Origin of the sequence: Gangjinia marincola, from assembly GCF_039523415.1 — a bacterium.
Classification (GTDB): domain Bacteria; phylum Bacteroidota; class Bacteroidia; order Flavobacteriales; family Flavobacteriaceae; genus Gangjinia; species Gangjinia marincola.
Genome location: NZ_BAAAFG010000016.1, coordinates 630,932 through 655,716 on the forward strand (window position 1 = coordinate 630,932; position 24,785 = coordinate 655,716).

Here is a 24,785-nt window from a genome sequence, read left to right on the forward strand (position 1 = left end):
ATTTATCCTAAATGATTACCATATTTTTCTTGAGCTTGCGATCTTATTTTTTTGATATCCTGCTCTTTATTTTTAGGTACGATAATTAGTACATCTTCTTCATCCACCACGATATAGTTATCTAATCCATCGATCACAACTACTTTTTCTCTATTGGTCTTTACGATATTACCATGGGATTCTCTCAAAACCGTTTTAGCCTTGACCACGGCATTATCATTAGCATCTTTTTCTAGCTTGTCGTATAAGGCACCCCATGCTCCCAAATCGTTCCAATCAAAATTAACAGGGAGTACACGCACATCTTCGGCATTTTCCATTATCCCGTAATCAATAGAAATATTATCAGCCTTAGGATATTCGCTATTAATGAATTCTTGTTCTTTCTCTGAATTTAAATAATCGATCCCACTGTAAAGCAGAGAAAACATCTTAGGCAGATTTTGCTGAAAAGCCTGTACAATAGAAGATACACTCCAGATAAAAATGCCGGCATTCCACAAATAATTACCCTGCTTTATAAAAGCTTCAGCTTTTTTTACATTTGGCTTTTCAGTAAACTGAAGTACCGGTTTGATCTGTGATGCTTCATTTTGATCATATTGTATATAGCCGTACCCGGTATTTGGAAAAGTAGGCGTGATTCCTAAGGTCATTAACATATCTTCTCGCTGACAGGCATCAAAAGAAGCCTGAATGTCCTTTACAAACGCGGCTTCATCTTCTATCCAGTGATCACTTGGTGCTACCACCATCAACGCATCTGGATTTTCTTTTTGAATTTTTAAGGCTGATAGTAAAATACAAGGAGCCGTATTTCTCATTGCAGGCTCAAGGATAATTTGTTGATCAGTGATTCCTTCTAGTTGCTCCTTTACCAGCTCATCATATTTTGCATTCGTAAGGATTAAAATATTTTGAGGTGGAATGATCTTAGAGAGCCTTTTATAAGTACGTTGAATCAACGTTTCCCCCGTCCCCAGCATGTCGTGAAATTGCTTAGGAAAAGCGGCTCTACTTACCGGCCAAAACCGCGATCCCACTCCACCTGCCATTAAGACAGCATAATAATTTTTATTCATTGATTTCATTAGGTCGTTATCCATTCTACCTGTGCATTAGGCTGAAACAGGTATACTTTCCCGGTGGTTAATTCGACGCATTCATATCGTTTGACACGTTGATTACCACGTTTAAATACCTTACCGTTATACAGTCTAAATGTACTCCCATAAGGAAGTTCAAATATATAGCTTTTGTCAGTAGGTTGATCGTAGCGCTGTAAAGCTACTGTCAAATGCGCATCGGTGTCACTGCTTGCTTTTGGATTCTTAAAATGTCGTGCCAGTAAAGGCAAAAGATTATTAGGAAATACCGCCGGATTAATATACGGAAGAATTAAGCGCGTAAATGTCATTTTCCATTCTTGTCCGTGAGGTTTAATTCTCCTTCCATATGTTTGAAAAGCCACTAGATGAGCAATCTCATGGATAAGCGTAATTAAAAAACGGTATTTATTTAAACTACCGTTAACTGTTATTTGATGTAACCCATCTGGAAGCTTACGGTAATCCCCATGGCGGGTTTTTCTCTCATTGACAATCTTTAAATATACTTGATTAGTTTTAATTAATTCAAAAACAGGATCTATTGCACGATCTGGTAAATATTTACGTAAAGTTTCCTTCATCTTAAGGGGTTGTACTTGATGCTTGCAATACCTTCCCGTTGTAAAATTTGTTTCCCGTTAGCGCAAAGTGACCAATATAGTCTGCCATTTCCTGGGCAGAAACAGGAGCCTCATAACCGGGGAAAGCCTCTTCTAGCATTTCGGTTTGAACGGCGCCTAATGCGATCACATTAAAGGAAGGCCCGGTTTCTTTGTACTCTTCTGCTAAAAGTTCTGTAAGGGTAATTACTGCTCCTTTTGAAGAGCTATAGGCGGCAAGGCCAGGGAATTTCATACTGCCTTGGATACCACCCATGCTGCTAATCGTAACCACGTGGCCTCCTTTTGACATAAACGGTAAAACAGTTTGAATAAGTTGAGCCACACCAAACACGTTAACTTCGTACACTTGTTTAAATTTGACCATTGAGGTTTCTGCAAAAGGCTTATTGAGTAGGCTTCCGGCATTATTAATGAGAATATCTACCCGAGGCCAGTCTGACACAACGTTTTTTACTTTTTTATAATCTTCAGCTAGAGATAGATCAAAATCAATAGCGATAATATTAGTATGATTTAAGGACTTTATCGCAGTAGAATTCCGCGAAAGCGCTAATACCGTATGACCTTTTATCGCAAAATATTTTGCTAGTTCAAACCCTATTCCTCTACTCGTACCTGTAATAATAATATATTTACTCATATAATGTAATCACTTTAGTAGGGGTGTTACTCATCCTTTCAATTGCAGGAATCATAGCATTGATCACCTTGGCCATATGATCCATATTCATCAATTCTGCTTCATCATTGACGCCGTGATAGTGATCAAAATTAGTAAAATCAAACGTGCTGATGGTGTGCGCCGGAATATTAAATTCCTGATAAAAAGGATAATTGTCTGAACGTTTAAAAAGCTGATATTCTTTTGCTTTTGGTAGCGAACCTACTACCAAACTATCTGCCACAGCATTTAATTCTTCTGCCATATTTGAAAATTCGTATCCTGTTAAGTAAACCAAATAATCTGTAGTCATGGGAACACCAATCATTTCAATATTAAAGACCGTGTAAATATCAGCTCCACTTTCTTTCATGCGCTTTGCCATGTGCTTAGATCCTAGCAGCCCTTTTTCTTCAGCAGAAAATAATGCAAAGACCAAGCTTCGTTTGTTCGATCTTTTTTTACCGAAATACTTTGCCATTTCAAGAACAGCTGTAGTTCCCGATGCATTATCATTAGCACCATTAGCAATGCTATCGCCATCTTTTGCTGTTTTTGTTCCAATGTGATCGTAATGCGCACCAATCACGACTAATTCATTTTTAAGTTCAGGATCGGTTCCTTCAACTACACCAACAATATTGAACGCACGGTCGCCATTAGATTGAAAATCATCGCGATAGTTCTCAAAATAAGGAGAAACCTTATGGACTTTAAATTGATTTTCAATATACGAGGCAGCCTTTGCGATTTGAGGTGAGCCGGTTTCACGACCCTTTAATTCATCTGAGGCTAAATAGTTAATATGATCTTTGACAGCATCTGCAGTGGCCATTTTAGTGGAACAGCTTGCAGCAATGCATAAAGTAATTACCAGAAAAAAATTGCTGATTGGTTTCATGAACGAATGTACGTTTTATTAAAATTAAAGATAAAAAAACCTGATTAGAAAACTAATCAGGCGTGTAAATGTTATTCTATGTAAAACCTTAGGCTAACATTGTAACTGGGTTCTCCATATATGTTTTAAAGGTCTGTAAGAACTGAGCTCCTGTAGCGCCATCAACGGTACGGTGATCACACGCTAAAGTAACTTTCATCGTGTTTCCAACCACAATCTCACCATTTCTAACCACTGGTTTTTCAACAATAGTACCAATGGATAAAATCGCCGAGTTGGGTTGATTGATGATACTGGTAAATTCTGTTATGCCAAACATTCCAAGATTAGATACCGTGAAAGTACTTCCCTCCATTTCATTGGGTTGTAGTTTTTTGTTTCTGGCTTTACCGGCAAGATCTTTAACATGACCTCCTATTTGAGTCATAGACATTTGATCAGCAAATTTTAACACAGGAACCACAAGTCCATCATCTACTGCAACCGCTACTCCCATGTGAATATGCCTAGCGATAACCGTAACATCATCTCTCCATTGGGTATTGACCTTAGGATGTTTTCGCAAGGCCATCGCACTCGCTTTAATGACCATATCATTAAATGACACTTTTACCTCTGGCATTTCATTAATTTGCTTGCGTGAAGCCATCGCATTTGCCATATCAATCTCTATCGTAAGATAATAATGAGGCGCAGTAAATTTTGACTCTCCTAAACGCTTTGCAATAGTTTTACGCATTTGAGAATTCTTCACTTCATCAAATCCCTCTTCTCCTACCGGCATAATATATGACGCAGCAGAACCCGTCTCTGCTGTTTTTTCAGAAAGAGGTTTCGCTTGCGCGGAAGCTGAGCTACTTGTTTTAGCTTCTTCCTTATAGTTTTCAATATCTTTTTTAACGATACGACCATTTTCACCACTACCAATAACCGAAGCTAAGTCAATTCCACGATCCTCTGCCATCTTTTTGGCTAAAGGCGATGCAAAAATTCGTTTATTTGATCCCGAAGTGTCGGGAGAAGACGAAGATGAATCTGAAGTTACATCTTGATTAGATGTATCTGAACTCACTTCTTCTTTTGAAGATTCTTCTTTTTTAGGCTCTTTTGAAGGAACGCTGTTAATACCGGAAACATCTGTCCCTGCGGGCCCAATGATCGCCAACAGAGAATCTACTTTTGCCGTTTCTCCCTCTTGAATCCCTATTTTAAGCAAAGTCCCTGAATAGAATGATTCAAACTCCATCGTGGCTTTATCGGTTTCGATTTCAGCTAAAATGTCACCCTCTTCAACCTCATCGCCTTCACCTTTGAGCCAGGCTGTCACTGTACCTTCCTCCATCGTATCACTTAAACGTGGCATGGTAATAATTTCAACGCCTTCTGGCAATGCTTCAGAGCCTGAAGAATTTTCAGCCTGATCATCAATACTTTCTCCCTTCTCATTCTGGGAGGTATCCTCTTCTTTATGATCGTTTTCGTTTCCGCTTGACGGGGATGAAGAGTCATTAGAGCCATTTAAAAGGTTTTCATAATCCTCTCCTTCTTCGCCAATAATGGCCAAAAGAGTGTCTACAGGAGCTGTTTCTCCCTCCTCTACGCCTATATGAAGTAAGGTTCCCTCATGAAAGGATTCAAACTCCATGGTGGCTTTATCGGTTTCAATTTCAGCTAAAATATCGCCCTCCTCTACTTTATCTCCTTTTTGTTTTAACCACTTTGCAACAACACCTTCTTCCATGGTATCACTCAAACGCGGCATATTTATGATCTCTGCCATGATTACTGTGGTTTATGGTTTAAAAATGGATAATCTTCTTGTTCGTAAACGCTGTCATACATCACATTTTTTGAAGGATAATCAGATTCTTCGGCAAATTTCTCGCATTCTTTAACCCTATCTTTTACGCGTTTCACTATTTCTTCTAATTCTTCCTCTTTAGCATATTTCTTCTCTAAAATAACATCCTTTACTACGGTAATAGGATCTATTTTTTCATACTCCCCCACTTCATCTTTACTTCTGTACTTTTGAGGATCACTCATAGAATGTCCTCTATATCGATACGTTTTCATCTCTAAAAAAGTAGGTCCGCCACCTGTTCGTGCTCGCTCAATGGCCTCATCTACTGCTTCAGCAACTTTTACCGGATCCATACCATCCACAGGACCACAAGGCATTTCATATCCTAATCCAAGTTTCCATATATCGGTATGATTCGCAGTTCGTGCAACGGAGGTTCCCATGGCATAACCGTTGTTTTCACAAATAAACACCACCGGTAATTCCCACAACATTGCTAGATTGAATGTTTCGTGAAGCGATCCCTGGCGCACTGCTCCATCGCCCATATAACATAAGGTTACATTATCACGATCAGAATATTTATCTGCATATGCCAATCCCGCTCCAAGAGGTATTTGACCTCCTACAATTCCATGACCACCATAAAAGCGATGTTCTGGCGAGAAGATGTGCATAGATCCACCTAATCCTTGAGATGTACCCGTTGCTTTTCCATAAAGCTCTGCCATGACACGTTTAGGATCAACACCCATCCCTATAGGCTGGACGTGGTTGCGATAAGCGGTAATCATACGATCTTTAGAAAGATCCATCGCGTGTAGAGAACCTGCTAAAACAGCTTCTTGCCCGTTATACAAATGAAGAAATCCTCTTACTTTTTGCTGGATATACACCTGCGCAAGTTTGTCTTCAAATTTTCTCCAGAAAAGCATTTCTTCATACCAATTAAGGTAGGTTTCTTTGGTAACCTTTTTCATAAATAATATTCAATCTTTTTGCAATTCGATTTTAAAGAATCGCGTCGTTGGTGTATGGACAAGTAACAAAAATAATATTTAAATGCTCATTCTGAAACTCTTTGCGTATCTTTTAAAGAAATCGTTATAGTAGTGCAGAATCAAAACTTAAGGGCTGCAAGTCTGCAACAGCATTGGCCATAATAATATTGCCTGACTCACCCATAAAGTAGAGTGGTATACTTTTTTGCTGTTTTTTCTCGTATTCTATTAAAGCCTGTCGGCAAGCACCGCAAGGCGCTGCCGGAGCGGTAACGGGATGATTTTTTGATGCTGCTGTTATAACTATTGCTACTATTCTCTTACCTGGATGATTTGCGCCTGCTGCATAAATGGCGGTTCGCTCTGCACATAAACCTGATGGATAAGAGGCATTCTCCTGATTATTTCCTTGAACAATAGTGCCCCCTTTTAATAAAACAGCCGCCCCTACCTGAAAGTTAGAATAAGGAGCATAGGCATTGTTTCTTGCCTCAACAGCTTGCTTCATGAGTGCCTGGATTTTCTCGGGTAATTCGTTAACATCCTCAAACACCTTAAAGGAAGTTGTAATTGTAATAGTTTCCATTTATATCATTGAGAATTTAAATTCCAAGATAAACAAAAAAGCGCCATTACAGAGTAATGACGCGTTGTTTAAGTAAATTTTACAGTATGACTAGTATTCGTCATACGTTTGTCCAAAATCAAAAGACAAACTAAATCTAAGCGTTCCTTCTAATGGATTTACCACAGCCGGTGCTGTATTAAAAAGGTAGGACATGTCGATTTTAATTGAAGTATATCTAAAACCTGCCCCAACCGTTAGGTATTTTCTAAACCCTTTATCTTCTGCTTCGTTAAAATAACCCGCACGTAGAGAGAACGAATTTTCATAAGTATATTCTGCTCCAAGAGCCCATGTAATTTCTTTTAATTCTTCACTAAATCCACCGGGTGCATCTCCCCATGATGTGATAATTGCGCTAAATTCATTGATATCGTAATACTCTTCTGCATCAGTACTATCTAAAACTCCGTCGTTATTGAAGTCCTGTGGAGTAGGAACAAGTAGTTTATTTATTTCGGCAAATGCTCCAATTTTGTTAGAAGCATCTAAAATAAAATCAAATCCACCACCTAATCTTAAATTGGTCGGTAAATAACTTTCCTGACCGCTATCATCATAGCTTAATCTAGGACCAATGTTCGAAATATTAAACCCACCTCGTATCCTACCGTCAAAATTATTGAACACGATTTCTTCACTTTGATAGTACCCAGATACATCTACCCCAAGAGTGACTGCTGGTGTTGAATCCTCTGATCCCGGACCTGACGGAATTCTCAAATTAGAATAAATCATTCGTCCTGTAACTCCCATAGAGAACCGCTCACTTAGTTTCAATGCGTATGTGACATCAAAGGCAAACTCATTAGGCTCTACGGGGCGTTCTTCAGACTCAAAGCTCTCTCGTAAAAAAATTTCACCTAAAGAAAAATAACGTAAACTTGCTGCAAAAGCTGATTTCTCATTAAAGCGATTATAGTACGATAACTGTCCCAGATTAATATCTGTTACGATTTCTCTAAGGTAAGGTGTATACGATAATCCTATTGACTGACCACTTTCGGCAAACGCATATTTTGCAGGATTATATTGTTGTGAAAATGCATCTGGTCCAGTAGCTACACCCATATCTCCCATACTTGCTCCCCGGGCATCACCTGCAATTAATAAGAAAGGGACAGCAGTGGTAATGGTTCTTTCATCAATACCTACTTCATCATCCTGTGCACGTAAAGGTTGTGCTAAAATTAGACATAGACCGATGAATACTAAAAACGTGTTTTTCATAATTTTTCTAATGAGGACAAATATATTTAAATCTATTAGAGAATAACAAGCTTCTCGTACTTCTCTGTTTTTTTGTTGGTTAGAGTGGATCGTACAGTTAATTTATAAACATAGACTCCCTTTCCTATTCGGCTTCCAAAATCATCCCTGCCATCCCACGTAATGTCTCTTGACCGTCCTTCACTTACAATGGTTTGATTTCTAGACCAAACGATCTTCCCTGAAACTGTAAAAACTTGCACCTGTACTTCTAAGGGTTCAAAAGGGCGATTGTGGTCAAACCAAAACTCGGTATAACTTGTAAAAGGATTGGGATAATTCAACACATGCTCAACTTTTATTCCCTGGTCATCTGCCACTACAAATTGAATCTCTGAAGTAGCTGAATTATTATAGGTATCCCAGGCTCTAAACGTCAATGTATGTAAACCTGGCTCAATATCCCTTAATTTATAACTAACGGTTCCTTTTGTAAAATCATCAACATTAGATTCGTAATAATCGTTTACCACGTAAGGATTACTTTCATCTCCATCCAAATAAGCAATTAGATCATGTCCCACCCCACCGGTAGTATTAATTCCATTCTCATCACTAAGTTTGGCAATGATAAAAGGACTCTCATTCGTAATCCCGCCAGATACAAATCCTTCGTAATTCATGAATAACTCAATTTCTGGCCCTATATTATCCTCTGGAGCATTTTCATTTAATCCTCCAATTAAAATATCATTATTATATCCACGTTGATCTTCTAATACTCCCTCACGCTTGGCATAGAAGCTAATTCGCCCTTTACCTACATTTAGCTGAATATCTTTAGGTACGACAAATTCAAAATCAAATAACCCATTGGTGATGGATGCCTGACCACGATATATGATATTCCCCAATGTGGTAAATTGAAGCTTTAGTACATTTCCGCCGTTTGAAACATTATCATTCGCCAATGTTTCTCTGGCAATGCGTTTGTCAAAAATAGTTGTTTCTAGTGTTCCGTTATAATTAGTGACCACTTGACCAGAGCTGTTCACTAAATTTCCAGAGATCTTCACCTTATCCAGGGCCTTAATTTGTTCAATTCCATTAGTTATTGGGGAGTCGTTAATGGCCGTTAATTGGATTTCTGGCTTAGGGAATGCAATTTTCAAGGCGGGATCACCCACAAAAAATAGGACACGCTTAGATCTACTGGATAATTCTACCTTAGCCTTTCTAAATGATTCAGCTGCAGTATCCAGGACTAGATTATTATCATAGTTAAAAAGGTAGCGCGCTAAGGTGTCATTAATGATGTCACCATTATTAGCATCAATCGTTCTTGTGGTGGTGATCATTGCAATAGACCCTCCCTGGGGATTCCAGTAATTGTATTCTCCGGCGGTCTTTCTCAAAGGATTATCAAATCGTGTAAACTCACAGGTTACGGTGATAAGAAGATTATATTTGTTTGTATTGCTATAATCCTGTACTTGCCCTTTAGTAACAATAAATTCTTTGGCAAGTCCATCCTCTCCTCCATGACCAAAATAATTGATGACAGATGCTCCTACTTCTACCGCATTCGCAATCGCCTCATTTACCCTGGGGTAGCGATCACCACCTGCAGAAGATTCTTGTAGAAATGCATCACTATGAATTTTATATACGTTAATAAAAGGTTGCCGGAGAGACAGATCATCTCCCAGAGAATCCAGCTCTACTTGAATATCACTATGCTCCCAAACTTCATCAACATCGTCTGATATTAAAACAAAGTTGTTTCTCCAGCGACCGTACGAAGGTTCAGTCTCATATGCAATAATTTTATCCACCATTTCTTTAGCCAACTGGGGCGTATCTGCTAAGATTCTCCCCACAGCAATATCTAGTTTGTTAACACTATTTTCTGTATCAAGTCTTCCTTCCTGTGCGTCCATCATCCCGAAGAAATCATCTGACATAAAATTTGCAGCTCCTCCAGAGTTACTTACAAATGCATGATATGTAGGGACAATATTATTATTATCGCGTAATCTGTTCTTATAATCCAACGATGTATCACCGAATAAGCATAAGTATTTTAATCTATTAGTGTCTCCGGAAGCATTATCATATACATACTTTACAAAATTACGTATCGCCACGATATCCTGTGCTCCCGGACCAAACTCATGATAAATCTGATCTAACGTGACAACTCTTGTAGTCAAGTTATCTGATTCCGCGCGATGTTGCGCTAATCGCTCTGCTTGGGCTTTTAATTCTTGTGACGTGATCACTAGGTAATCTATATCTTCAAAACCTCCCTGACCGTTATTAAATATGGTTCCCTTTAAATTTTGATTAGAAACCTGACTTGTGTTATCTATTCTCGGGGTAAAGAATTTACCTTCCTCAATAGCAGCATACAATTTCTTAGTCCCCATTGGAGCGTTGAATGTAAGCAATGATGAATTATCTGTGTTTGAAATGGCAGAAACACTGTAAGGAGATGTTATATCCCAAACAGCAGAAATATTTTGTGCATCTTCAATCCTATATTCTCCTATACCAGAAAGAGTTTCTACTTCTTCATTAGAAAATATCAACTGCTTATCCGCCGACCTAAGTTGGCGCTGAGCCTCTACCGCTAAAAAATCTAAATACCCAATGTTGCTGGGGTTTCCTTCATTATTATATGTGAGTGTAATATCAAAAGACTCTTTTCCAGGGATTGATATAGGATTAGTATCTTTAAAATTGGCTAGACTATTCCCGTAGCCCACTGTTATCAATTCCTGCCCATCGACCGATATGGTATGAGATCCGCCATTGGACGCTGATGCTGTGAAAGGAATTACCCTCATCGTAGAATTTGGAACCAGATTAGCAAAATCAAAACTATAGGTGCGTTCAGATTGAATATCAAAGCGGTCACCTATCCACCTGCGTCCGGCTTTAGCGGGGTTTTCTTCATCAGACTCGTAGAATTGTCGCTCAGTGAATGATGTCAATACATGCTGGGGAATTCCAATTGGCTCATTGTAAGGAGTCACGCGTTTGCCATTGTCGCCTTCTACCCTGATATAATAGTAAGCACGATCTGTATATGCATTTACATGGGTTTTAAATTCAGGATTATAGCCACGTGTGCTTTCGCCATAAAATAGGATGTAATCCCCCGAATCAAAACTACCATCGTTTCCTCCCACCACTTCTATACTTAGTTGAGGGATGTCATAGAACAAATTATCTGAATTAAGATAAGGCATCATTCTACCTCCGTAACTATAAATTTTAATTTTAGAAGGATCTATAGTGCCTACGTTATAACCCAGGTTACTTAAAAAGCCTCTGTCAATCCGTTGAATGCCGTTTTCTTCTACATAGAATCGCCTCCAGGTGCCCTCTGCCAAAACAGAATTGCTTATGGCTTGAGCTTTATTCTCTACTTTCAACTGAGTAGAGGTCCTGTTCAATGGCACAGGGAATGTGTAAGAAACAACTTTTTGATAGGTATTTCCCTTTTTGATAATAGGATTGAACCTAATAGTTTTATAACCTACCCCACGCGCAGAGGAATAAAAAACCTTGGCATCTATTTTTGATGGTACGTTAGCTACATCTAGACCCTCCAACTCATTTGCTGATATTGTTTTATAAACTACATTCTTAAGCTCAATGCTACTATTTAGACCACGTTCGGTCGTTTTTATTTGATAAGTATATGAAATAGTCTTTTCATCGGCAGAAAAGTAAAGCGTTGGATGGGAAAAATCACCAAAACGCTGAATCATACTACGTGCTTTAATACGGGAATTATCACCCCAATCGACCTCAATTTTTCTCGATTGACCATGAAGTGTAACAAAGAGAAATAATAAAAATATAGTTAAAAAACCTCTCATGAGTCTGTAAAACGCTAAATAAAATGCTGTAGTATTCAATTAAACAAAAATAATACCTAAGGAGTAATAATGCAGTATCAATAGCGTTTATTCTGTAAGAATTTGGCGCAATCTGGAGTAAAAAAATAATTCATATTGCTAATTAAGGGTTAATTATTATCTTGCGCCCTTAAAGCCTACAAATTATACACTATGAAAATGACTGTCGTTTTCAGAATTTTTACAGTAATAATGATGGTTGCCATCGCAACCAGCTGTAATAATTCAAGAGATTACAAAGATTCATCCAGAGCTACAGGTTGGAAATTCAACAGTAGAGATGGAGGTTTTCAGTACAATACCTCTTATCAGGAACAAACTACCGCCCCAGGTTTAGTTTTTATTGAAGGAGGAACCTTTACTATGGGTAGAGTTCAAGATGATGTGATGCACGACTGGAATAACTCCCCGTCACAACAGCACATTCAATCCTTCTACATGGATGAGACAGAGGTTACTAACCTCATGTATCTTGAATACCTGGACTGGTTAAAGAGTACATTTCCTCCCAGTGAGCCAAACTATATGAATATTTATAATGGTGCTGTTCCAGATACGTTAGTGTGGAGAAATCGTCTAGGCTACAATGAAACTATGATTAATAATTACTTGCGCCATCCGGCTTATAGAAATTATCCTGTTGTAGGAGTTAATTGGATTCAAGCGGTCGAATTTAGTCAATGGAGAACAGATCGTGTAAACGAATTAATTCTTGAAGAACAGGGATATAGTACACGAGGCGCGAGATACGCCGCTCAAAAAGGAGAAGTAGATATTCCTTTCAACACAGAAACATACATTAATGCGCCGACTCAAGTTTATGGAGGTAATGATTCACTATTACAAGGTAGACTTGTTGAAAGAAGACTAGAACGTGACAGTACAACAACTGGAATATATGTTCAACGAAAAGATGGTGTTTTACAACCTGAATACAGACTTCCTACTGAAGCTGAATGGGAATATGCTGCTTTAGGTCTGATAGGATTGAGAGAATATAATTCTTATCGCGGAAGAAAAAAATACCCGTGGGACGGAAAATATACGCGTACTTCTTCAAGACGTGGACGTGGAGATCAAAGAGCTAACTTTAAGCAAGGTGATGGAGATTATGGAGGAATAGCTGGTTGGAGTGACGATGGCGCTGATATCACAGCAGAGGTAATGTCTTACGAATCCAATGACTATGGACTTTTTGACATGGCAGGTAATGTTGCAGAATGGGTTGCAGATGTTTATCGCCCGGTTGTGGATGATGATTTTAATGATTTTAATTACTACCGTGGTAACGTTTACACTAAAAACGCTATTGATAGTTTAGGACAGGTAGTTGTTGTAGACCCGCAAACTGTTGTCTATGATACCTTAAGCAATGGTCGCATTATTGCCAGAAACTTACCTGGTGAGATCGTTAATGTTCCCGTAGATGAGAATGAAACGTACCTAAGAACACAATTCTCTGAAAGTGATAACCGTGACTTTAGAGACGGCGACAGAGCCTCATCGCGTTACTACAACCAAGGAAATAATGGAGAAGAAATACCCGCGTCAAAAAGGATGTATAACTCCCCAATTCAATCAGTGGGTAAAGCTACAAGAACAGTATATGATACAACGTACGGTGAGCGCGAAGAGTACATCGATGGTGAGTATGTAATGGTTCCAGATACCATTATCGCCCCACGTGAGGTGAAAATGGATGAAATGACTAGAGAATATGATAGAAGTGGCACCAGAACATCGTTAATAGACAATCAGGTTCGAGTGTACAAAGGTGGATCATGGAGAGATAGAGCGTACTGGTTAGACCCAGCGCAACGTAGATACTTTCCACAAGATATGGCAACAGATTATATTGGATTTAGAAATGCAATGTCTAGAGTTGGTTCTAAATCTCAAGGTAATAAACGTCAACGCGGATAATTATTTGAATTATAATACATAATTTGACCCTTTTCAGTAACCTGAAAAGGGTTTTTTTATAATATAGAATACCATGATTGATATCAAGAATTTACACCAAAAATTTCTCAACAGTAGCGGAATATCTACCGACACTCGATCAATTAAACCAAATAAACTATTTTTCGCACTAAAAGGAGAGAATTTCAACGGTAATCAATATGCTAGGGAAGCAATAAAAAATGGAGCTACTTACGCCATCATAGATGAAACAATAGATGAAACAATAGATGAAAAAAATGATCACCTTATACTAGTAGATGATGTTTTAAAAACCCTGCAAGAACTGGCAAGTTATCACCGTAATTATCTAGGTATCCCGGTGATCGCCCTAACCGGAAGCAACGGAAAAACAACCACAAAAGAACTCATCACCGCCTGCCTCTCTGCACAATTTAATATTACAGCTACCAAAGGAAATCTCAATAACCATATAGGTGTTCCATTGACGTTGCTGTCGATGAACTCGTCTACTCAAATAGGCGTAGTCGAAATGGGGGCAAATCATCAAAAAGAGATTCAAGCTCTCTCTAAGATTGCACAACCGGACTATGGATTGATCACAAATTATGGTAAAGCCCATCTTGAGGGTTTCGGCGGAATAGAAGGAGTAATAAAAGGCAAAAGTGAACTCTACGATCATCTAAGATTACATAATAAAACGGCTTTTGTAAATGCCGATGATCGAATTCAACTGGAAAAATCAGCCGGAATAGAACGTAATACATTTGGTAGTTCAACTGCCGATTATCCAATAGACTATTTACCAGAGACAGAATTTGCCAGTGTTAGGTTTAATGGAGTCACAATCAAAAGTAATCTCACAGGCTTTTATAATTGTTCGAACATTGCCGCGGCTTGTGCGATTGCTGCTAATTTTAACGTCTCTGTTACTGAGATAAAAAAGGCAATAGAAAATTATGTTCCTAGAAACAACAGATCCCAGATCATTAAAAAGAACAGTGCTACTATTTTATTAGATGCTTATAATGCAAATCCCACCAGTATGAATGCTGCCTTAGAAAACTTATTTAAAGTAGCCAATTCCTATAAAATTGCAATTCTTGGCGATATGTTTGAAGTTGGAAAAACTGCCTTAGAAGAACATCAGGCCATTGTTAATTTAGCTGAATCCGGTGACATAAATCAGCTAATTTTGATTGGAGAAACATTTGGACAAACTAGTTCTACAGAACAAAAAACTAAACGCTTTAGTGATTATAATGAAGCCGAAGCTTTTTTGAAAGGAGTCAACTTTTCAAATACCTATTGTTTCATTAAGGCTTCACGCGGAATGGCCTTAGAACGAATCGTTGACCTCATTGAATAAAAAATGCGGTTCATATAGATTGAACTGTCTTTTTAATAAGAGGTGCGCTAGATTTATTTTGCATCCAGAATCAATTCTACTTCTAATCCGCTAAACGCAAACTCTGGAATTTTCAGTTTTTCCACGATCTCAAAGCTCTGCTTTACTTGTTCCAAAACTAAAAATCCCGACCCATTTTGCAATGGATCGGGATTATGCTTTACGTGAAGTGTACTGGATTCGAACCAGTGACCCCCACCCTGTCAAGGTGGTGCTCTGAACCAACTGAGCTAACACTCCTATTACTTCACAAATATACTAAACTCTATTATCTCAAGACTCAGATATTTACCCAAAATAAAAAAATCCTCATCAAAAAAGATGAGGATTTTTCTCGTGGGCAATGAGGGATTCGAACCCCCGACCCCCTCGGTGTAAACGAGGTGCTCTGAACCAACTGAGCTAATTGCCCTAAGCGGGTGCAAATATAGCGTATTTTTCTATGTAGAAAAATAAATTTAAAAAAATATCAAACAATTTCGGCTACCGTAAAAGTGCTGCCTCCTATGAATATAACGTCATCCTGATTCGCTTCTTTAATTGCTTCATTATATGCAATTAGAACTGAGCTGAACGCGCTACCAGCTAAGCCGTATTTTTCAGCTTCTCGCTTCAAAACCTCTGCCGCTAGTCCACGCTCTACGGTAGGTGAACAAAAATAATAAGTCGCAGTCTTTGGAAAAAGAAGTAATAATTTTGATAAGTCTTTATCTCTTAAGGTTCCCAGAACTATATGCAAGTGTTTATAATTTTCCTGAGCCAGCTGATCCAACACCAGTGTTAAACCTTCTTGATTATGCGCTGTATCGCAAATCACCTTTGGGCGTTCTTGAAGGACATGCCATCTCCCCTTTAAACCCGTATTTGCAACTACATTTTTTAACCCTTCAGTTTTATGTTTTTCAGATATACTAAACCCTTTATCAATAAGAATCTCCAGTGTTTTTAAAACGGTTTTTTGATTCTTCTGTTGGTAAACTCCTTTTAAATCACTTTCATAATTTGTTATATTATCTTGATCCGCAAAATAAATTGGGGATTTATCTTCTTCGGCGAAAGCCATAAACACATCTTTCGTTTCGTGCTGAGTTTCTCCAATAATTACTGGAGTCCTTGGCTTAATTATTCCGGCTTTTTCTGATGCTATTTTAGTTAATGTATCTCCTAAAAATTGCTGGTGGTCATATCCAATATTAGTAATTACAGAAACCATAGGGGTAATTATATTAGTGGAGTCCAGGCGACCCCCAAGACCGGTTTCGATAATAGCAATATCCACCTTTTGCTTTTGAAAATAGTTGAATGCAAGCCCCACGGTCATTTCAAAAAAAGAAAAATGATGTTGTTCAAAAAAGTCCTTGTGCTTTTCTACAAAAGATTGTACATTCTTTTTTGAAATCATCTCGCCATTAACCCGAATACGCTCTCTAAAATCCTTTAAATGAGGTGAGGTGTACAACCCAACGGTATATCCAGCCTCCTGTAAGACCGAAGCCAACATATGGCACGTAGAACCCTTACCGTTCGTCCCAGCAACGTGTATTGTTTTGAATGCAAGATGAGGATGACTTAGATGCTGATCGAGAAGCAAACTATTAGAAAGATCTGCCTTATATGCAACTTTTCCCTTTTGTTGATACATGGGCAATTGCAAGAACAACCATGCTATGGTTTCAGGATACGTCAAAGTTCTAATCTGAAAGTCTGAATTCGTAAATGATGGTCCCTACCTGTTTGGATGGGGCGTTTGCATCTGCATTAAATGTAGTGGCTAAAGCTGCGCGTTTTGCCGGATTGGTTAAACAGGATGCGTTATTTGTAGTTCCCTTTACTCCGGGGATAGCAAGAATCACCTTACCATTTTGATCGACCTCTATTTGAACCACTACTATCCCTGATTCGTTGCACTCTTGAACATATTTTTTCTTGCTAAGTGCTTTTCGGCCTTTTAATCTGTAGTTTCCATCGCCATCTAAGCCAACCCCACTCCCATAATATGATTTTGCGTTTGGATCACCATCTGGTGAACCTTTATCACCGGGTTTATTATCGTCTCCCTCGCCTCCGGAGTCTCCATCTGAGGATGCTACACCACCGATTAGCGCATCCAGTTTTCTTTTTTTCTCGGCTTCTTCTCGTTGCTGTTTCGCAATACGCTCTGCCTCAGCTTTAGCTTCAGCCTCTGCCTTGGCTTTTTTTACGGCTTCAGCTTTACGCTCAGCTTCCTGTTTTTTCTTAAGTGCAATTGCTTCTTGAGATTCCTGGGTAACGACTTCTTCTTCTATAGCTGTTTCTTCTGGTTTGGCTTGCGCCGAAGAGGTTTTAGGAACAGATTCGGCAGGAGTCACAACTTCTTCTTGAGGAGCAGATTGAACGGATTTTTGTGGCTGAATGTTTCCGCTACCCACCTCTGATGTTCCAAAGTTTACCGCAATTCCATTCTCCTCGGGTGGATCTAAATATGTAAACCCAAAGAATAGCAACAACAATATAAGCACTACATGCACTGTAATTGTAATAGCCATTGATTTTCGTTGATGAATGGTCTCAAGCATGGGATATGTTATAACAAATGATGCGTAGCCTTACTGCATAGAATACTATTTGATTAGTCTGGACGTACGGCCAATACGACCTTGTATCGATTGCGATTTGCAATATCCATCACTCGTACCGCCTTTTCGATCGGCACGCCCTCTTCTGCTCTTAGAATGATTGTAGGATCTTCAACACTACCTAAACGGGTGGTAAGTTTACGCTCTAAGTTAGATTCTGTCACGCGTTCTTTATTGATATAATACTGCAAATCTTTTGTAATACTAACCGATAATGACTGAACATTGCTGGTTTTTCCTTTCGCCTTAGGCAAAATTAAATCCAGTGCTTCAGGCGTAATGACCGGCGATGTCAACATAAAGAAAACCAGTAACAAAAACACAATGTCTGTCATGGAAGACATACTAAACTCCGGACTTATCTTATTTCTACCTCTTAAATTCATTTTTTAGAGGGTTCATTTAAGAGATCCAAGAAATCAACTGCAGTAGCTTCCATTTGATGAACGACCTTATCTGTTCGTACTACCAGGTGATTGTAACCAATATAAGCAATAATCCCAACGATCAGTCCTGCTACTGTGGTGGTCATTGCGGTATAGATACCTTCTGCCAGTGATCCCATTTCGGCTTGACCGCTACTTGATGCTAACTCGTGAAATGCCACTACCATCCCTATAACAGTACCCAGAAATCCTAACATAGGTCCTGCCCCAGCAATGGTTGCTAAAACACTAACATTTTTTTCTAGTTTATATACTTCTAGTCTTCCGGCATTTTCAATCGCGGTATTGATATCATCAAGCGGTCGACCAATATGCGATATGCCTCGTTCAGTCAATCTGGCCACAGGAGAATTTTCTTTAGCGCAACGTATTTTTGCCGCTTCAATATTTCCAGAGGATACAGAATCTTTAATTTGATTCATAAAATCCTTATCTGTTTTTGAGGCTGCTTTTATGGCGAAGAACCGTTCAAAATAGATATAAATTGCCGTGAATAACAAGATGAATAAAATACCAATAATTATGGTTCCACCCGTACCACCACTTAATAAAAGATCAAGTAGAGAAAGTGTTTTTTCTTCAGAAACAGGTTCTACTTCTTGTACTTCCTGAATGAAAGTTGCTAGCATGAAATAATAGATTTAGTAAGAATAACGTAGTAAGTATGATTTCATTGTAATCAAAACATCGCTTGTATTCCCAAAAAAGTAAATGCCCCTGCAATGAAACCAATGAATGCAAGCCATGAAAGCTTTTTAAGGTACCAAATAAAATCTATTTTTTCCATTCCCATAGCTGCAACTCCGGCAGCAGATCCGATAATAAGCATACTTCCACCGGTCCCTGCTGAATAAGCAATGAAATGCCATAATTCTGAATCTGTTGGCGAAACATACATCCCCATTGACGCAGCAACTAAAGGCACATTGTCAATGATCGCAGAAAGTACTCCTAACAGTAGGACAACTACATCCTGATTGGGAATGGCATTTTGAAGAACTTCTGCCAGATAGCGTAACGTCCCTACTTCTTCCCCACCAATTGTTCCAAAAACAAGAGACTCTAACGCCGCAACGGCCATCAATATTCCTAAGAAAAAGAGAATGCTAGAGATTTCTATTCGCGATAAAGCTTTATGCGCAGAGTAGAGATGCTTCCGCTCATTCGTAAAATCTTCTTCGGGATGAATATATTCAGATACCAACCATACCACTCCTAGTGCTAACATCATACCCATATATGGAGGTAAATGCGTAAGTGTCTTAAAAACCGGTACAGAAACTATTCCGCCCAACCCAAGAAAAAGCATAGTTTTACTGGACAACAAACGCTGTGAAACTTTATCTTCTTCAGAATTCTCCAATTCCATCTGTCCCTTAAAAATGGGAAGAAATGATGCCACCGTAAAGGGAACAACAAAACAAACAATTGATGGAATAATCAAATATTCCATCAAACCTAATGCCGTCACTTTATTAGCAATCCACAACATAGTTGTTGTTACATCACCAATAGGAGACCAGGCACCACCGGCGTTGGCTGCAATAACAACTAAACCAGCGTACCATAATCGATCTTGCTTATTTGGAATCAGCTTTCTTAATAAAGTGATTAGAACAATAGTTGCGGTCAAATTATCAATGATGGCCGAAAGGATAAACGCCAACACGCCAATGATCCAGAGCAGTTTTCGTTTGCTTCTGGTTTTAACTGCTCCCTTTAATATTTCAAATCCCCGATGTAAATCAATGATCTCCACTATAGTCATAGCACCTATTAGGAAGATCAGGATTTCGGCTGTTTTACCTAAGTGATGTAAAAGAGTGTTTTCAAAACCTTCCTCTGCTGCTTCACCTCCCGTAAGAAAGCTATAGACATGTTCATGCGTGTCAACTACGTTAAACCAGCCGTTTTTAAAACCCACAGCCAGCAATGCCCACATTACGGCAGACATAATCAAAGCAGGGACCGTCTTGTCTAATTTTAAAGGATGTTCTAGGGTTATTGAGAGATATCCAAGGATAAATACAAGAATAATAATCGATTCCATATGATGTTATGTATTAAACAAGTTGTGTTAAGGCGATTTCAAAAGCCGATTGACTAATATGTGTTTTTTCTGGGGTTAACTCAAATATACGCTGTATAGCTGACTTAATAGTGGAGGAAGTATCCTCAAATATAGCTTCGTCTGTCATTTGAACCTTACGCTCCATAAAATACGAAAATACGCGCGCCATTCCACAGTTTGAAATAAAATCTGGAATCAGACTTACTTTCGCATCGGTACTTTCCATAATAGATCCAAAGAAAATTTCTTTATCAGCAAAGGGTACATTGGCACCACATGAAATTACCTCGAGTCCGGTTTCAATCAATTGATCAATTTGATCTTGTGAAATCAGTCGTGATGCCGCACAGGGTAAAAAAACTTCGGTTTCTAAGGACCAAATAGCGTCATTGATCTCTTCAAAGGAGATCATATCTGGATGATACAATTTATTTCCCTGCTTAGATAAATATAGGCCTTTAATCTCTTCAAAAGAAAATCCTTCTTCATTGATTAAGCCACCTGCATGATCAATAATCCCAACAATTTTAGCTCCCATTTGGGTAATATAATATGCCGCAGACGATCCAACATTACCAAAACCTTGAACAACTACACGCTTACCTTTTAGATTTCCACCAAAAATATCATAATAATGCCGCGCGGCTTCGGCCACCCCAAATCCTGTGATCATATCAGCAATGGTGTACTTTCTTGAAATATCTGGAGAAAAGGCAGGGTTCTCTATGACCTTGATAACACCTTGCCTCAATTGACCAATGCGGTTAATTTTATCAGCTTCTGTAGGCTTAAAATACCCATTAAAAACACCTTCCTGTGGATGCCAAACGCCGCATTCTTCTGTGATTGGAATTACTTCATGAATCTCATCTACATTCAAATCTCCACCAGTGCCGTAATAACTTTTGAGCAAGGGAGAAACCGCCTTATACCAACGTTCCAGTACACCTCGTTTTCGGGGATCCTGAGGATTAAAATTTATTCCAGATTTAGCTCCGCCAATAGCAGGTCCAGAAACCGTAAACTTCACCTCCATCGTTTTTGCTAAGGATAGTACTTCATTTTTATCCAAACCTTCACGCATCCTGGTTCCACCACCAGCAGCTCCCCCACGTAAAGAGTTGATCACGGTCCATCCCTCAGCCTCAGTTTCGGGATCATTCCAATGAAAAACGATTTCGGGTGATTTATTTTCAAATTGGCTTAGAAGCTCTTTCATATAGAAAAAAAGGTTGAAGATGTGCCACAAAAAGTACAGCATCACAAATATATAAAACTCCTTAGCCTATGACTTCAAAATTCAAATATTTTTGATTTGGTCCTGTTAGAATCTTCGTAGTTTAAGAATTCGCAAAAACTAGAGGCTTCCATTGATAATACCCTAAGTAAAACTTATATTTGCAGCGCTTTATAACTGATAGAATATACCCAACTATGGATTTTAAATTGACTGAAGAACATCAAATGATTCGTGATGCTGCAAGAGACTTTGCTAAAAACGAATTGTTAGATGGCGTAATAGAAAGAGATAATACCCAGACCTTCCCCGCCGAACAAATTAAAAAATTAGGTGAACTGGGATTTATGGGGATGATGGCTGATCCTGAATATGGAGGTGGAGGAATGGACACAATTTCATACGTTATTGCTATGGAAGAATTGTCCAAAGTTGATGCTTCAGCCTCTGTAGTAGTTTCAGTAAACAATTCCTTGGTATGCTGGGGATTAGATACCTATGGATCCAAAGAGCAAAAAGAAAAATACTTAACCAAACTTACTACGGGAGAATCTATTGGAGCCTTCTGTCTAAGTGAACCCGAAGCCGGTAGCGATGCAACTTCTCAAAAAACAACTGCGATTGATAAAGGTGATCATTATATCCTAAACGGAACCAAAAACTGGATCACTAACGGAAATTCCGCAGACTATTACCTCGTAATCGCTCAAACCGATCGTGAGAAAAAACATCGCGGGATAAATGCCTTTATTGTAGAAAAAGGATGGGAGGGTTTTGAAATAGGTCCAAAAGAAGATAAAATGGGTATTCGTGGGAGCGACACACATTCATTAATCTTCAATGATGTAAAAGTGCCTAAAGAAAATCGAATTGGTGAAGACGGTTTTGGTTTTAAATTCGCCATGAAAACCTTGGCAGGTGGTCGTATAGGCATTGCTGCTCAAGCATTGGGTATCGCTGCCGGAGCGTATGAATTAGCGAAGGAATATTCAAAAGTGCGTAAGGCTTTTGGTACAGAAATCATGAATCATCAGGCAATAGCATTTATGCTTGCAGATATGCACACAAAAATTGAAGCCGCCAGATTATTAGTATATAAATCCGCAGCAGACAAGGACAATGGCGATAATTATGACCTTAGCGGTGCGATGGCCAAACTATATGCGTCACAGGTCGCGATGGAAGTCGCTACAGATGCCGTCCAAGTCCATGGTGGTAATGGTTACGTCAAAGAATATCACGTAGAACGCCTTATGAGGGATGCAAAAATCACTCAAATTTATGAAGGCACTTCAGAAATTCAAAAAATCGTCATCTCTAGAAGTGTTCTAAAAGATTAAGTTCTTAACTCTATCAACTAAGCATCTTACGAAAGTAAGGTGCTTTTTTTATATTCAAGCGTAAAATCAAATTGATGGACACGCTAGAAATAACCCTACGAATTTTTGGAGGTATAGTACTAATACTTCTAAACGCTATGTTTGTCCTTACAGAATTTGGTCTCACTCGTTTACGACAATATGACAAAGAAGAATTAGAAGAAAATCCCGCGCTGGATAGAGCTTGGGAGATGACTAATAAATTAGAAATATATCTAACGGGGTGTCAGCTAGGTATTTCTACGACCAGTGTACTTTTAGGCGTTATTTTTGAACCCGCAGTCACAAAATTGATTGAACCCTTAATCACAATGTTTGGTTTCTCATCAGGAACAGTCAAATCGATCTCAATTGTAGTTGGACTGATAATCATTAATTTAGCACACAAAATCTGGGGAGAGCAAGCACCAACCTACTTTGGAGTAGAGAAACCCATTAAAGCTGCAAAATTCGGAAGTGGGTTTCTCTACTGGTGGACTAAAATCATGTATCCATTCATCATTTTCGGCGATGGCTTAGCAAAATGGACCTTAAAACTCTTTGGAGTTGAGATGACCAGATCTTGGGTAGAACAAGAAGGTCAGTCAAACGATTCCGAAGAAAAAAATAACGATAATACACAAGCAAGAACCACAACAAGAACAGCCATTGTAGATTTTCTTAAAGAAAAAACCTCCCTTTCTAAAGATCGCGTTGATGAAATTGTTAAATCCTATGATATTGGCAACACACCCGCAACAAAAATAATGGTTAAACTAAAAAATGTCATCAGTCTTGATGAGAGCATAGACTTTCAAGAAAATATTGAGCGCATTGCACAGAGTAAACACTCTAGATATCCGCTAATGAATCAATCAGGCAAGCAGTACGCTGGCAATATATATGTCCCATCTATTCTACTTAATTATGAAGCCCTTAATACTGGCAAGAAGAAAATATCCAGTCTCACAAAAGGCAAAATGACCAGAGATTGTTCTATTTCGATCAGTGAATTAATAGATGCCTTCCAGTCCGAAGATCAAGAACTTTGTATGCTCCTTGAGAATAATAATGTAGTTGGTCTAGTCACCTTAACAGATGCAATAGAAAATGTTTTTGGGCAGTTAAAAGACCCGTTGGATTAAACGTATGTTTCTGCGTGCTCTCGTCTCATTCTGTCGACGTGACCGGGCTATCCGCTATATCTCTTTCCCAGAGTTTTGGGAAAGAGGATGCCGCTGCTATCCCTGCCCGAAGGGAGTTGCGAGAAGCCTATGCTTCGAAGTAATCTTTTGATTGTACACGTAATATTCCCTTGAACCTATACATTTAAACAGCATCCGGTCTTAGACCTCAGTCTAATAACCCTCAAAATCAAGCACTCAGGTACCTTACTATTGAAAATGTATAGAGTCCCCCTTAGGGGGATTTAGGGGGAGGGGATTTTAGGGGATAAGATTTAGTGGATAAAAAAAGACCCAACCATATAAATGATTGAGTCTTTAAAAGAAGGCGGCGACATACTCTCCCACGGATGCAGTACCATCTGCGCTGATGGGCTTAACTTCTCTGTTCGGAAAGGTAAGAGGTGAGCCCCATCGCTATAACCACCTTAAATCATTGTGACTTCCATCGCTACTACGTCCACCGAAGCTTCAGCGTAGGTGGAGAACCACCTTAAAACTTAATCCCGGACTTGATTCGGGATCTCTTCCTACCTAGGCAGGAATTAATATCTTGACATAAAAAATAATAAAGCAATTTGTACGCTCTTGAATCGAGCACTTGTAGATTTTAAAAATCTTGAGCGATAAGCTCATACGGGTTATTAGTATCACTTGGCTATGACATTACTGCCTTTACAC

The 24,785-nt window shown here is 38.8% G+C and carries 19 protein-coding genes, 2 tRNA genes and 1 rRNA gene; 4 read left to right on the top strand and 18 right to left on the bottom strand.

Annotation, left to right across the window (positions count from 1 at the left end):
• Positions 1 to 2: 2 nt before the first annotated feature.
• The 9 genes from ABD000_RS13890 to porU form a co-directional block, all read right to left on the bottom strand.
• Entirely contained in the window at positions 3 to 1,082 is a 1,080-nt protein-coding gene (locus tag ABD000_RS13890; RefSeq protein WP_343768829.1) for a mannose-1-phosphate guanylyltransferase, read from the bottom strand.
• Positions 1,083 to 1,090: 8 nt separating this feature from the next.
• A complete protein-coding gene (locus ABD000_RS13895; protein ID WP_343768831.1) occupies positions 1,091 to 1,690 on the bottom strand; it encodes a SprT-like domain-containing protein in 600 nt (199 codons plus the stop codon).
• 1 nt (position 1,691) lies between these two features.
• Positions 1,692 to 2,372: an SDR family NAD(P)-dependent oxidoreductase gene (locus ABD000_RS13900; protein WP_343768833.1), complete on the bottom strand. Its 681-nt coding sequence runs from the start codon at positions 2,370 to 2,372 to the stop codon at positions 1,692 to 1,694.
• Positions 2,365 to 3,294, bottom strand: coding sequence for a M28 family metallopeptidase (locus ABD000_RS13905; protein WP_343768835.1), 930 nt, complete (start codon positions 3,292 to 3,294; stop codon positions 2,365 to 2,367). The genes ABD000_RS13900 and ABD000_RS13905 overlap by 8 nt, the downstream gene beginning before the upstream one ends.
• A gap of 88 nt (positions 3,295 to 3,382) precedes the next feature.
• Entirely contained in the window at positions 3,383 to 5,074 is a 1,692-nt protein-coding gene (locus ABD000_RS13910) for a pyruvate dehydrogenase complex dihydrolipoamide acetyltransferase (RefSeq protein ID WP_343768837.1), read from the bottom strand.
• A 2-nt stretch (positions 5,075 to 5,076) separates the two neighbouring features.
• Positions 5,077 to 6,078, bottom strand: coding sequence for a pyruvate dehydrogenase (acetyl-transferring) E1 component subunit alpha (pdhA, locus tag ABD000_RS13915; protein ID WP_343768840.1), 1,002 nt, complete (start codon positions 6,076 to 6,078; stop codon positions 5,077 to 5,079).
• A 124-nt stretch (positions 6,079 to 6,202) separates the two neighbouring features.
• Complete coding sequence (cdd, locus tag ABD000_RS13920) at positions 6,203 to 6,685, bottom strand: cytidine deaminase (protein WP_343768843.1); 483 nt, start codon at positions 6,683 to 6,685, stop codon at positions 6,203 to 6,205.
• A 90-nt stretch (positions 6,686 to 6,775) separates the two neighbouring features.
• Positions 6,776 to 7,954 (bottom strand): type IX secretion system outer membrane channel protein PorV, encoded by a 1,179-nt coding sequence (gene porV / locus ABD000_RS13925; RefSeq protein ID WP_343768845.1) that lies wholly within the window; start codon positions 7,952 to 7,954, stop codon positions 6,776 to 6,778.
• A 35-nt stretch (positions 7,955 to 7,989) separates the two neighbouring features.
• The gene (porU, locus tag ABD000_RS13930) at positions 7,990 to 11,823 is read right to left on the bottom strand and encodes a type IX secretion system sortase PorU (protein ID WP_343768847.1); all 3,834 of its coding nucleotides are present in this window, start codon (positions 11,821 to 11,823) and stop codon (positions 7,990 to 7,992) included.
• 192 nt (positions 11,824 to 12,015) lie between these two features.
• Between porU and gldJ the strand changes: the two genes are divergently transcribed.
• A complete protein-coding gene (gldJ, locus tag ABD000_RS13935; protein WP_343768849.1) occupies positions 12,016 to 13,785 on the top strand; it encodes a gliding motility lipoprotein GldJ in 1,770 nt (589 codons plus the stop codon).
• A 73-nt stretch (positions 13,786 to 13,858) separates the two neighbouring features.
• Positions 13,859 to 15,154 (top strand): UDP-N-acetylmuramoyl-tripeptide--D-alanyl-D-alanine ligase, encoded by a 1,296-nt coding sequence (locus tag ABD000_RS13940; protein ID WP_343768852.1) that lies wholly within the window; start codon positions 13,859 to 13,861, stop codon positions 15,152 to 15,154.
• A gap of 204 nt (positions 15,155 to 15,358) precedes the next feature.
• Here ABD000_RS13940 and ABD000_RS13945 read toward each other — a convergent pair.
• The 8 genes from ABD000_RS13945 to ABD000_RS13980 form a co-directional block, all read right to left on the bottom strand.
• Positions 15,359 to 15,433, bottom strand: a tRNA-Val gene (locus tag ABD000_RS13945).
• Positions 15,434 to 15,530: 97 nt separating this feature from the next.
• Positions 15,531 to 15,605: transfer RNA gene (locus ABD000_RS13950), tRNA-Val, on the bottom strand.
• A 57-nt stretch (positions 15,606 to 15,662) separates the two neighbouring features.
• Positions 15,663 to 16,880 (bottom strand): bifunctional folylpolyglutamate synthase/dihydrofolate synthase, encoded by a 1,218-nt coding sequence (locus ABD000_RS13955; RefSeq protein WP_343768854.1) that lies wholly within the window; start codon positions 16,878 to 16,880, stop codon positions 15,663 to 15,665.
• A gap of 4 nt (positions 16,881 to 16,884) precedes the next feature.
• Entirely contained in the window at positions 16,885 to 17,748 is an 864-nt protein-coding gene (locus ABD000_RS13960) for an energy transducer TonB (RefSeq protein WP_343768856.1), read from the bottom strand.
• A 53-nt stretch (positions 17,749 to 17,801) separates the two neighbouring features.
• A complete protein-coding gene (locus tag ABD000_RS13965) occupies positions 17,802 to 18,194 on the bottom strand; it encodes an ExbD/TolR family protein (protein WP_343768858.1) in 393 nt (130 codons plus the stop codon).
• Positions 18,191 to 18,883 carry a MotA/TolQ/ExbB proton channel family protein gene (locus ABD000_RS13970; protein ID WP_343768860.1) on the bottom strand — a complete coding sequence of 231 codons (693 nt, stop codon included), beginning with the start codon at positions 18,881 to 18,883 and terminating at the stop codon, positions 18,191 to 18,193. The genes ABD000_RS13965 and ABD000_RS13970 overlap by 4 nt, the downstream gene beginning before the upstream one ends.
• Before the next feature lie 50 nt (positions 18,884 to 18,933).
• Positions 18,934 to 20,304 (bottom strand): sodium:proton antiporter NhaD, encoded by a 1,371-nt coding sequence (nhaD, locus tag ABD000_RS13975; protein ID WP_343768862.1) that lies wholly within the window; start codon positions 20,302 to 20,304, stop codon positions 18,934 to 18,936.
• A 13-nt stretch (positions 20,305 to 20,317) separates the two neighbouring features.
• On the bottom strand, positions 20,318 to 21,544 hold the full coding sequence (locus ABD000_RS13980; RefSeq protein WP_343768864.1) for a Glu/Leu/Phe/Val dehydrogenase dimerization domain-containing protein: 1,227 nt from the start codon (positions 21,542 to 21,544) through the stop codon (positions 20,318 to 20,320).
• Positions 21,545 to 21,759: 215 nt separating this feature from the next.
• Here ABD000_RS13980 and ABD000_RS13985 point away from each other — a divergent pair, with 215 nt between their 5' ends.
• Both ABD000_RS13985 and ABD000_RS13990 read left to right on the top strand, forming a co-directional pair.
• Positions 21,760 to 22,902 (top strand): acyl-CoA dehydrogenase family protein, encoded by a 1,143-nt coding sequence (locus ABD000_RS13985; RefSeq protein WP_343768866.1) that lies wholly within the window; start codon positions 21,760 to 21,762, stop codon positions 22,900 to 22,902.
• Between the two features lie 74 nt (positions 22,903 to 22,976).
• On the top strand, positions 22,977 to 24,065 hold the full coding sequence (locus ABD000_RS13990) for a CNNM domain-containing protein (protein WP_343768868.1): 1,089 nt from the start codon (positions 22,977 to 22,979) through the stop codon (positions 24,063 to 24,065).
• Positions 24,066 to 24,427: 362 nt separating this feature from the next.
• Here the strand turns inward: ABD000_RS13990 and rrf are convergent.
• A 5S ribosomal RNA gene (gene rrf, locus ABD000_RS13995) occupies positions 24,428 to 24,535 on the bottom strand.
• Positions 24,536 to 24,785 lie beyond the last annotated feature (250 nt).

Coding starts and splice junctions, on each gene's coding strand:
- ABD000_RS13895 (WP_343768831.1), bottom strand. CDS start 1,690: ATGAAGGAAACTTTACGTAAATATTTACCAGATCGTGCAATAGATCCT.
- ABD000_RS13965 (WP_343768858.1), bottom strand. CDS start 18,194: ATGAATTTAAGAGGTAGAAATAAGATAAGTCCGGAGTTTAGTATGTCT.
- ABD000_RS13900 (WP_343768833.1), bottom strand. CDS start 2,372: ATGAGTAAATATATTATTATTACAGGTACGAGTAGAGGAATAGGGTTT.
- ABD000_RS13910 (WP_343768837.1), bottom strand. CDS start 5,074: ATGGCAGAGATCATAAATATGCCGCGTTTGAGTGATACCATGGAAGAA.
- porV (WP_343768845.1), bottom strand. CDS start 7,954: ATGAAAAACACGTTTTTAGTATTCATCGGTCTATGTCTAATTTTAGCA.
- ABD000_RS13980 (WP_343768864.1), bottom strand. CDS start 21,544: ATGAAAGAGCTTCTAAGCCAATTTGAAAATAAATCACCCGAAATCGTT.
- ABD000_RS13960 (WP_343768856.1), bottom strand. CDS start 17,748: ATGCTTGAGACCATTCATCAACGAAAATCAATGGCTATTACAATTACA.
- ABD000_RS13970 (WP_343768860.1), bottom strand. CDS start 18,883: ATGCTAGCAACTTTCATTCAGGAAGTACAAGAAGTAGAACCTGTTTCT.
- gldJ (WP_343768849.1), top strand. CDS start 12,016: ATGAAAATGACTGTCGTTTTCAGAATTTTTACAGTAATAATGATGGTT.
- ABD000_RS13940 (WP_343768852.1), top strand. CDS start 13,859: ATGATTGATATCAAGAATTTACACCAAAAATTTCTCAACAGTAGCGGA.
- ABD000_RS13990 (WP_343768868.1), top strand. CDS start 22,977: ATGGACACGCTAGAAATAACCCTACGAATTTTTGGAGGTATAGTACTA.
- ABD000_RS13890 (WP_343768829.1), bottom strand. CDS start 1,082: ATGAATAAAAATTATTATGCTGTCTTAATGGCAGGTGGAGTGGGATCG.
- pdhA (WP_343768840.1), bottom strand. CDS start 6,078: ATGAAAAAGGTTACCAAAGAAACCTACCTTAATTGGTATGAAGAAATG.
- porU (WP_343768847.1), bottom strand. CDS start 11,823: ATGAGAGGTTTTTTAACTATATTTTTATTATTTCTCTTTGTTACACTT.
- ABD000_RS13985 (WP_343768866.1), top strand. CDS start 21,760: ATGGATTTTAAATTGACTGAAGAACATCAAATGATTCGTGATGCTGCA.
- ABD000_RS13905 (WP_343768835.1), bottom strand. CDS start 3,294: ATGAAACCAATCAGCAATTTTTTTCTGGTAATTACTTTATGCATTGCT.
- nhaD (WP_343768862.1), bottom strand. CDS start 20,304: ATGGAATCGATTATTATTCTTGTATTTATCCTTGGATATCTCTCAATA.
- cdd (WP_343768843.1), bottom strand. CDS start 6,685: ATGGAAACTATTACAATTACAACTTCCTTTAAGGTGTTTGAGGATGTT.